Source organism: Oleiphilus sp. HI0043 (assembly GCF_001634935.1).
The window spans coordinates 1-934 of sequence record NZ_LWEY01000481.1 but is presented as its reverse complement, the minus strand read 5'-3'; the positions used below and the strand labels follow the sequence as shown (position 1 = coordinate 934).

The window sequence follows — 934 nt, the reverse complement described above, 5'->3', positions numbered from 1 at the left end:
ATCGACGATGCTATTGATGAAGCGCTGGATGTTGGTGGTCCGCTATATGATGCAATTGGCGACGGGACAGACGTAGATTTTAGCACCTTAGTGGGTGTCGACTTCTCTGCTGGTACAATTGACTATGATGGTGTCAGTGTCACGGGCGGCGTGACGTTTGGCGACTTAGCAGGCAAGGAATTGTTTGTTGAATACAGTGATGACGAAGATAATGTTGAAGGTGCTGCGCTCATTTTGTTTGAAGAAGATGAGAACTTAACCGGTACTGGTGAGTTGAAGCTGTGTATTCGCTATTCTGAAGACGGCGCCTTTGACGGCCAGTTTTCGGATGAAGGTAATGACGGTAGTTTAGAAACGGATGGTGCATTATTCGATGCGGGAGAATGGACCGCTATTGATGATCGTCGTCTTATCCTTAATGTATTAGGTGGTTTTGACTTTACATTGATTAGTCGTGGTCAAGATAGTAGCCGAAACATTTTTAGCCTGTCCTATACCGGAGAGTCACGTACATGGGATACGGACCAGTCGTTAGAGGATATAGCGGTTGATGGTGATTCTGCTCAGATGAATTCTCACGAAGACTGTCAAGCTCGATTAAATAACTTATCGAATGATTTGTCTTAGTCCTGAATAGGATCTAAGAGACTTAGTTCGGTTTAAGTATTTGAGCTGAACTGAAGGGAAAAGAAAAGCCCGGCCCTAATGATGGGGCCGGACTTTTTTATGCAATTAAAATATCCAATACTTTCTATTTAGCGGCTCGCTTATCTTTAAACTCTTCAATAAGCGAAATTAAAGCTGGAATAACAAACAAGATAAGAATCGTCGCATATGCCAGGCCAAATGAAATACTGACAGCCATAGGGATCAGGAACTGAGCTTGAAGTGAGGTTTCAAACAGAAGCGGTAATAAGCCAGCAACAGTCGTCAA

The 934-nt window shown here is 43.3% G+C and carries 2 protein-coding genes; one reads left to right on the top strand and one right to left on the bottom strand.

What is annotated here, in order from left to right; translation table 11 throughout:
* The coding region (locus A3729_RS32415) for a hypothetical protein (RefSeq protein ID WP_197475615.1) at window positions 1-627 on the top strand (627 nt) is incomplete at its 5' end.
* 124 nt (window positions 628-751) lie between these two features.
* On the opposite strand, the gene A3729_RS32410 is transcribed toward A3729_RS32415, so the two are convergent.
* A partial coding sequence (locus A3729_RS32410) for an efflux RND transporter permease subunit (protein ID WP_197475614.1) occupies window positions 752-934 on the bottom strand: 183 nt, incomplete at its 5' end.